This window comes from Thermomonas beijingensis (assembly GCF_020034655.1).
Taxonomy (GTDB): Bacteria; Pseudomonadota; Gammaproteobacteria; order Xanthomonadales; family Xanthomonadaceae; genus Thermomonas; species Thermomonas beijingensis.
This window is the reverse complement of sequence record NZ_JAIQDJ010000013.1, coordinates 1-6,143: the sequence shown is the minus strand read 5'-3', so window position 1 is coordinate 6,143 and position 6,143 is coordinate 1. Positions and strand designations below refer to the sequence as shown.

The following is a 6,143-nucleotide window of genomic DNA, read 5'->3' as shown; positions in this document are numbered from 1 at the left end:
GTGAGCCCTAACAATTCGTTCAAGCCGAACCCGCATCGGGGCACCGCCTGGGTGCTTTTCCGCTACGCTAGCACCCAGTCGCCACCCCGCTGCGGGTCGGCTTAACTCAGGTGTTAGGCCTCACACGGAGCATCACGGTGAAATCGATCAAGGCACTTCTGATCCTCGGCTTCGTCTTCCTCACCAACGGGATTACATTTCTCATTGTGGGTTTGACTACTCACATGACGGCTTTTTGGACACTCGGCCCCTCGCTCATGGCGCTTGGCGTCGTTTTCTTGGCCATTTCAAAATCTCGCAAGTATTCCCACGGCAGTCCCTCTTCGCCATCAGGCAGTGAAGCCTAACAATTCGTCCAAGCCGACGCCGCTTCGCGGCGCGGCTTAACTCAGGTGTTAGACGATCAAATGACCACCAAGCCGCTTGACAGACTAATGTTCGCCCAAGGAGGCATTTGCTTCTTTTGCAACATGCCACTTTCAAAGGCAGACGCTAGTGTCGAGCATCTTGTTGCTTCCTATCGCGCCGGAAGCAACATCGATGACAACTGCGTTGCCTGCTGCAAAGCAGTCAACGCGCTCTTTGGCAGCATGTCGCTTAAAGAGAAAATTCGCGTCGTGCTGAATCAGAACGGAAAGTTCATCTGCCCAAATGGCAATGGCAGGGCACAGCCCCTGCCTGCCCCTCCGGCTAAAGCCGCTCCAGTTCCGCCAAAGATCGACAACTATGCAGTTGTTCTCGCAGACCTTAAAAAGCGCGGCGCTTCCCGCCCAAGGAAAGTCGAGACACTCAAAAGCACCATCCGTGCAACTGTCAAGAACGCAAAGAGTTCTATCACCGAGTCGCAGCTGGAAACACTAATTAAACACTTGCAAGTCAACGGAAAGATCATAGTTGCTGACACAAAAGTCAGCTACTCGCTATGATCGTCTAACAATTCATTCAAGCCGACGCCGCTTCGCGGCGCGGCTTAATTCAGGCGTTAGGTTTAGCGCGGAATTTTTTGGGGATATGCGGGCTTTGCATTGAATTGCGCCTGATAGGTTTACTGTTAGGTTCAAGTGTGCCCTTGCGTACTTGGCCCACAGCGCGCAGGGGACCTGCGCACCGTGGTGGCGGTAGCATTCCGTAGCTTGCTTCGCATGTGCAGTGGGTCGTCGGGCGCCTACAACCTAACAGTTCGTTCAAGCCGACGCCGCTTCATGGCATCGTGTTATCTTTCGGCGTCCGGCTGCTGTCGCTTCGGTTGCAACTCGTTGCGGCGCGGCTTAACTCAGGTGTTAGGCGCGCATGTCACTACAACGGCTCGTGAAATGGCTTCTATCTCTTGCCTGGTCGGCCTTCGCCGTTTCTATTGTTGCACAGGCCATTTCGGCTGTTGGCGTCAACGCACCTGTGCAGCTCTACGTAGCCCTCTTTCTATCCGCTTTTGTGATTGGTGGCGTGACCGGCATCATTCAGTTCAAGATCGTACTTATCGAGCGCGACTGGTGGCTGGGCAGCCGTGAAACTTTGCTTAGACGCTTTCCGATCTGGATCGCCGCACTTTGCATTGCGTCGGGGATAGGCATCGTGGCACAGGCAGTCTTCTTGCCTAGTGATTACAGCCATCTCAGTCTCGCCCTAGTGTTCGCTATTGAGGCGGGAGCACTTACTTCTTTGTCACGGCAGCCGTGGCTGCTCACAAAGCACACCTGTCAAAATGGTCATAAGGTCAGCTTCTACAACCGATTCTGTCCGACTTGTGGCGTACTCCTACTTAGATCCTCGGAGCGCGCCTAACAATTCATTCAAGCCGACGCCGCTTCGCGGCGCGGCTTAATTCAGGTGTTAGGCACCCATGGAACTTCGCGAGCACTACCGAACATCCGTGATGAATGCCCTTGGCGGCTATCAGTTGCTCGAGCAGCAGCTTAAGACGTACCTCGCGATGTACCACGATGCGGTTCGCGTGCTGACCAAAGGCCAACTTCACTATGGCTACGTAGAGTCAGACTTGCAGAACTGGCCATTGGGGAGACTTCGCAGCACATTCGCGAAAACGAATGGTAACGACCAATTAGCCAAAGACATTCAGAGTCTTATATCTCACCGTGATCATATTGCTCATCAAGCAATGACAGCCCTGTACGATCAATCAATTCCTGATCAAAACATCAGAGCTATGGTTGAAGAAAACTTCATTACCATCCGCAAAATCCAAGAGATACAAGGTGCCTTGACTAATGAGATGGAGCAGGTAATCACAGTCTTTAAGCGGGCAGCTTCAGGGCCGGGTGCCTAACAATTCGTTCAAGCCGAGATCGCTTCGCGGCCGCGGAGTTGTTCGGTAAATTGTCACAACGCCGCGGCCGCAAAGCGCTCCGGCTTAACTCAGGTGTTAGCACTCACAAAGGGGAATCGATGGCCGTTGCAACAAGAACGCGTGAATCGAACATTTGGATCTTCATTGGCCTTCTGCTCACCACCATGCGATTCGTTGACTACTTCTTTTACGGCAAGCATGTCTACGACCTTATAGCTGGGACTGGTTTCGTACTTGTAACAATTGGGGCTTACCTCAATGGTTTCCAGACGCTTGAAGCAATCACAAATTCTGGAAAAAAATCAGTTGTAAATGGCTACGCATTTGCACTTATTGGTATGGGCCTCGCCATTGCGGCAATGGTCGTCAAATACATGGCGTGAGTGCTAACAATTCGTTCAAGCCGAGCCCGCTTCGCGGTCTCGGCGCAACTTGACGCCGCGCCGTAGCGGGCCGGCTTAACTCAGGTGTTAGGCGCTTCGTGCTCGGCGTACTTCTTGCGTGCTATGCTCCGTAACTTTCGGAGCAACTATGAACAGTCAGCGCGTATTCAAATCTTGTGACCACATGCAAGTAAGCGAAGGAGAGCCGATTCGTTCAGTCGTACAAGAATCAGAGCATTCAGTCATCGTCGCTTGGCATGTTGAGCCGGGTCAAAGCATTGCCGCCCATACGCATCCAAACGGCCAAGATACCTGGACAATTCTGTCCGGCCACGGTGACTATCAAATCGACGAACAAGGCAACACCGTTAAGGTCACATCTGGCGATGTAGTCGTAGCAAGAAAAGGGCAGGTTCACGGCGTCAAATGCACAAGCCTTGAACCATTGCGATTCATCTCCGTTGTCGCCCCAATCGAAGCAGGTTATGTTCTTCTTCCAGCACGCGCCTAACTGGGCGGTCAAGCCGACGCCAACACTGGCCATGGCTTCGCCATTTTCATGGCCAGTGTCGGTACCCTCCGCCCTACCGGGCTACGGCGCCGCTTACCTTTGGCGTTAGGCGCCTATGGTCAGAGTCCGGCAGCATGGAGAAGACGGTCAGCTCTTTGATATGCCGGCGTTCCTGCCGGTTGTAGAGCAATCGCTTCAGCCAGAAGAGTGGCTGCTCGATATTGAGTGGTGCACGGGAGAATCGGCCGACACTCTTCAGGGTCTGTCCCCTGAAGAGTTGGTACCGCACAGCACCCTTGTCAGCCTTGTCTCAGGGTTGCGCCAAACCATAGACGGCACCTACCGCTGCATTCGGTCTGGCCAGCCCGTGGCAGAACTCCGCGCAGTAGACTCGTCGTTCTGGGAGGTGTCGGGTCCACAGCAGTTCGAGGCTGAAATGCTCGCCTTGTGTGGTCCGGTCTAGGCGCCTAACAATTCGTCCAAGCCGACGCCGCTTCGCGGCGCGGCTTAACTCAGGTGTTAGCTCTCTGGGGAAGATATGTCGGAAGACGAGAAAAAACTTGCGATTGCTTTGCCAGGGGAATGGGCATTGCAAAAGACACTCGGCCCCGTTCTATCGGAAATTGGGGATGACCTGAAACGACTTTACGCCAAGGGTCGCGACAAGATCATCGAAAAAGCCTACAAGAAGATCGAGAATCCAGAAGACGGGAAAAGCGCAAATTTGCGCATTGCCCATGAAGCGCTGACTAGCGGAGCCTTCACGGAAGAAGAGATATGCGCCGAATACTTCGGTGGCATCTTGGCAGCCTCCAGAACCAGTGACGGAAAGAGCGACGACACCATTCAGTTGCTTGACACGATCAAATCACTTTCGGCAAAGCAACTTCATCTTCACTATTCCCTTTACAACTCACTTAATCGACTGTTGGTGAGCAAAGGCGACAAGATAAACGTCGCTCAAAGCGACGAGATCAACCCTAAGAAGATCTGGCTTGCATCTCTTGAGTTAACTAACATTGGACTTAAGATAGATACTGACTTCAACATTTTGCATCGGCAAGGGCTCGTGGATGCCTACGAGACCAAGCAACATCCCATAGAGCATGGTCGCGTCCTTCCATATTCCGCTGCAAACCCGACGACGTATGGCGTACTTTTGTACTCCGTTGCGCATAACTGGTACGGTAAGTGGCGTTCGTTCTCGTCAGAGCTATTTCCGCAATTTGAGGGAATCCAGCTTCCAACTCACTACGCTTTCAGTATCGGCGAACTAATGGAATCAGCTGGAGTCAAGCCGGCAGAGAGCTAACAATTCATTCAAGCCGACGCCGCTTCGCGGCGCGGCTTAATTCAGGTGTTAGGCCGCTGAAAAGCTTGCACCCGGCATTTCATGCCCACTTGTGGTTCAAACCCTTGTGCGGCAACTCGTGGGAATCGCAACTTTCTGACCGCGCCCATTGCTGCGAGGCGGCAATCTCGCAATTGTTGTTTCACGCGGCATCTTCGCTGCGCCCGTGTGTTCTTTGGCTTCTCGCGGTGCGTCACATTGGTTTTGTGGCAGCAGGCACTTCGTGCATCGCCGCTCTGCCCCCACCGTTTCCCGCCTTCGTGTGGCAGTGCGCCTGTGCAGCAAAGTCCTCCGCGCTTACAGCAGCTTCTTGCAGGTGCATCGGGTGCGCTCACGCGCTCAGGCACCAGGGTTTCGCAAGACTTGGCGGCCTAACAGTTCGTTCAAGCCGACACCGCTTCACGGCCGCGAATTTTTTCGGTATGTTGCGTTCTCTGGTCGCGGCCGTGCAGCGGTGCGGCTTAACTCAGGTGTTAGGCATCAGGTGAAGCTTGATCGCATTCAATCCAGACTACCCAACTTGCTCTTACACCCATGTTTGGTTGCGCGTCATGCACGAACAACTAGACCCAGTAGAGATATCCGCAGTTCTTGGTGTTGAGCCAACCGCCACGCAACGGGCTGGTGATCTTGCTTCAGCCGCAACAGGGCGTCGACGCAAGTACTCCGGTTGGTTTCTAGAATCTTCTGATCATGTTGACAGCCGCGACTCTCGCGACCATTTCGCTTGGCTGCTCAATCGCATCTCTGACAAAGGTGACCAGCTGAGAGCGCTGGCTTCTCGCGGATACACTGTGGACATTTGCTGTCGCTGGGACTCCGCCTCCGGGCATGGCGGCCCCAGTATGGATCCGCTGCAAATGATCCAGCTCGGTTCGCTCGGCATTGAAGTCTGGTTTGACGTCTACTTTGACAGCAATCTATCGCAAGATGCCTAACAATTCGTTCAAGCCGACACCGCTTCACGGCCACAATTTTTCAAGGTATGTTCGTTCTCAATTGTGGCCGTGCAGCGGCGCGGCTTAACTCAGGTGTTAGGCCGCTGAAAAGCTTGCACCCGGCATTTCATGCCCACTTGTGGTTCAAATCCTTGTGCGGCAACTCGTGGGAATCGCAACTTTCTGACCGCGCCCATTGCTGCGAGGCGGCAATCTCGCAATTGTTGTTTCACGCGGCATCTTCGCTGCGCCCGTGTGTTCTTTGGCTTCTCGCGGTGCGTCACATTGGTTTTGTGGCAGCAGGCACTTCGTGCATCGCCGCTCTGCCCCACCGTTTCCCGCCTTCGTGCGGTAGTGCGCCTATGCAGCAACGTTCTCTGCGCTTACAGCAGCTTCTTGCAGATCATCGGGTGCGCTCACGCGCCCAGGCACCAGCGTTTCGCGAGACTTGGCGGCCTAACAGTTCGTTCAAGCCGACACCGCTTCACGGCCGCGAATTTTTTCGGTATGTTGCGTTTCCTGGTCGCGGCCGTGCAGCGGCGCGGCTTAACTCAGGTGTTAGGCGGGGGAAAAAGCAATTTGCGCTCTTGCTGTTTGTTATTTCGCACTGTTTCACCGCGTCGCGCTTGAGTGATTTCGCGTTGGATAGGTGGCT

General features: G+C 54.0%; 9 protein-coding genes. All 9 read left to right on the top strand.

Annotated elements, in window-relative coordinates; all coding sequences use genetic code 11:
• Positions 1-137 precede the first annotated feature (137 nt).
• A complete protein-coding gene (locus tag K7B09_RS12595) occupies positions 138-347 on the top strand; it encodes a hypothetical protein (protein WP_223629813.1) in 210 nt (69 codons plus the stop codon).
• 60 nt (positions 348-407) lie between these two features.
• Entirely contained in the window at positions 408-926 is a 519-nt protein-coding gene (locus K7B09_RS12590) for an HNH endonuclease (RefSeq protein WP_223629812.1), read from the top strand.
• A gap of 364 nt (positions 927-1,290) precedes the next feature.
• Complete coding sequence (locus K7B09_RS12585; RefSeq protein WP_223629811.1) at positions 1,291-1,782, top strand: hypothetical protein; 492 nt, start codon at positions 1,291-1,293, stop codon at positions 1,780-1,782.
• A 58-nt stretch (positions 1,783-1,840) separates the two neighbouring features.
• Complete coding sequence (locus K7B09_RS12580) at positions 1,841-2,284, top strand: hypothetical protein (RefSeq protein WP_223629810.1); 444 nt, start codon at positions 1,841-1,843, stop codon at positions 2,282-2,284.
• Between the two features lie 119 nt (positions 2,285-2,403).
• Complete coding sequence (locus K7B09_RS12575) at positions 2,404-2,688, top strand: hypothetical protein (RefSeq protein ID WP_223629809.1); 285 nt, start codon at positions 2,404-2,406, stop codon at positions 2,686-2,688.
• A gap of 148 nt (positions 2,689-2,836) precedes the next feature.
• Positions 2,837-3,199 (top strand): cupin domain-containing protein, encoded by a 363-nt coding sequence (locus K7B09_RS12570; protein ID WP_317851760.1) that lies wholly within the window; start codon positions 2,837-2,839, stop codon positions 3,197-3,199.
• A 538-nt stretch (positions 3,200-3,737) separates the two neighbouring features.
• Positions 3,738-4,511 carry a hypothetical protein gene (locus K7B09_RS12565; protein ID WP_223629808.1) on the top strand — a complete coding sequence of 258 codons (774 nt, stop codon included), beginning with the start codon at positions 3,738-3,740 and terminating at the stop codon, positions 4,509-4,511.
• A gap of 590 nt (positions 4,512-5,101) precedes the next feature.
• The gene (locus K7B09_RS12560; RefSeq protein ID WP_223629807.1) at positions 5,102-5,488 is read left to right on the top strand and encodes a DUF4279 domain-containing protein; all 387 of its coding nucleotides are present in this window, start codon (positions 5,102-5,104) and stop codon (positions 5,486-5,488) included.
• Between the two features lie 362 nt (positions 5,489-5,850).
• The coding region (locus tag K7B09_RS12555) for a hypothetical protein (protein ID WP_223629806.1) at positions 5,851-6,143 on the top strand (293 nt) is incomplete at its 3' end.

What these genes read in the sequence shown, in the direction of transcription:
- K7B09_RS12565 (WP_223629808.1), top strand. Translation starts at nt 3,738, where the DNA reads ATGTCGGAAGACGAGAAAAAACTTGCGATTGCTTTGCCAGGGGAATGG.
- K7B09_RS12575 (WP_223629809.1), top strand. Translation starts at nt 2,404, where the DNA reads ATGGCCGTTGCAACAAGAACGCGTGAATCGAACATTTGGATCTTCATT.
- K7B09_RS12570 (WP_317851760.1), top strand. Translation starts at nt 2,837, where the DNA reads ATGAACAGTCAGCGCGTATTCAAATCTTGTGACCACATGCAAGTAAGC.
- K7B09_RS12580 (WP_223629810.1), top strand. Translation starts at nt 1,841, where the DNA reads ATGGAACTTCGCGAGCACTACCGAACATCCGTGATGAATGCCCTTGGC.
- K7B09_RS12560 (WP_223629807.1), top strand. Translation starts at nt 5,102, where the DNA reads ATGCACGAACAACTAGACCCAGTAGAGATATCCGCAGTTCTTGGTGTT.
- K7B09_RS12590 (WP_223629812.1), top strand. Translation starts at nt 408, where the DNA reads ATGACCACCAAGCCGCTTGACAGACTAATGTTCGCCCAAGGAGGCATT.
- K7B09_RS12585 (WP_223629811.1), top strand. Translation starts at nt 1,291, where the DNA reads ATGTCACTACAACGGCTCGTGAAATGGCTTCTATCTCTTGCCTGGTCG.